The 1,340-nt window shown below is 59.4% G+C and carries 1 pseudogene and 1 other annotated feature; the pseudogene reads left to right on the top strand.

Going from position 1 to position 1,340, the window contains the following annotated elements:
* Positions 1 to 81: 81 nt before the first annotated feature.
* Positions 82 to 1,202, top strand: a pseudogene (locus GY937_26400) (IS3 family transposase).
* Positions 255 to 371, top strand: a sequence feature (AL1L pseudoknot). Its footprint overlaps the pseudogene before it by 117 nt.
* Positions 1,203 to 1,340: the final 138 nt, after the last annotated feature.

Raw genomic sequence — 1,340 nt, 5'->3', positions numbered from 1 at the left:
TCTGAATTCCGCGCGCGCGGGGTTCGGCTTTTCAGGGAACATCGTGCTGACTATGCGAGTGATAACGCGGCTTACAAGGCGATTGCGCCCAAGCTGGGCTGCTCGCCGGACAGCCTCCGGGTCTGGTGCCGCCAGGCCGAACGCGATGCTGATGAGCGAGCAGGCCCGACGAGCCAGGAGAAGGCGCGGATCAAGGAATTGGAGCGCGAGGTTCGCGAACTGCGCCAGGCCAATGAGATCCTGAAGAAGGCGAGCGCCTATTTTGCCCAGGCGGAGCTCGACCGCCCGTTCCGCAAATGACCGCGTTCATCGACGCGCACCGCGCCACCTTCGGGGTCGAGCCGATCTGCCGGGTTCTGCCGATCGCCCCATCGTCATATTATGCGCGGGCAGCGATTGCCCGGGACCCTGATCTGGCATCCGACAGGGCCAAAAGCGACGTGCGGGACAGCGAGGAAATCAGGCGTATCCATGCGGATAGCCGCGGTCGTTATGGGTCTCGCAAAATCTGGCATGAGCTGCGCCGCGAAGGGCGCGATATCGCTCGCTGCACGGTCGAGCGGCTGATGAAAGCGGCGAAATTACAAGGCGTTGTACGGGGTAAGAAGGTCATCACGACCAACCCGGATACGTCGCAGCCTTGCCCCGATGACAAGGTCAATCGGGCGTTCACGGCAGCACTCCCGAACCAGCTGTGGGTCTCCGACTTCACCTATGTCTCCAGCTGGCAGGGCATGGTCTACGTCGCCTTTGTCATCGACGTCTTTGCCCGCAGTATCGTCGGCTGGCGCGTCTCCACGGCCATGACAACAAGCTTCGTGCTGGACGCGTTGAACCAGGCCATATGTCAGCGTTGCCCGTCTGAGGCCAATGAGCTGATCCATCACTCGGATCGGGGCAGCCAATATCTGTCGATCAAATACACCGAGCGGTTGGCTGAAGCCGGCATCGACCCCTCGGTGGGCAGCGTCGGTGACTCATACGACAATGCCATGGCCGAAAGCACTATCGGTTTATTCAAGACCGAGGTCATCAACCTATTTGGTCCGTGGAAATCCGCCGGCCAAATTGAGTGGGAAACGCTGAAATGGGTCGATTGGTACAACAACAAGCGCTTGCATGGCGCCATCGGATATATCACACCAGCCGAAGCGGAGGAGACCTTCTATGCAGACCTGAATGCCCTTGATAAAGTCGCCTAAGTTTTGAACAAAACACCCTCCGGTAAACTCGGGGCGGTTCAAAGGAGATGCAGCGCTCTCCTCCGTGATTGATCGAGCTGCCCTTGCAATGATACCGGCCAGCCTCGCCTTTTGAGCCGCCGTAAGCAACATGGAGCT

It is taken from the genome of bacterium (assembly GCA_024228115.1).
GTDB lineage: Bacteria > Myxococcota_A > UBA9160 > UBA9160 > UBA6930.
This window is presented reverse-complemented; position numbering and strand designations above follow the sequence as displayed.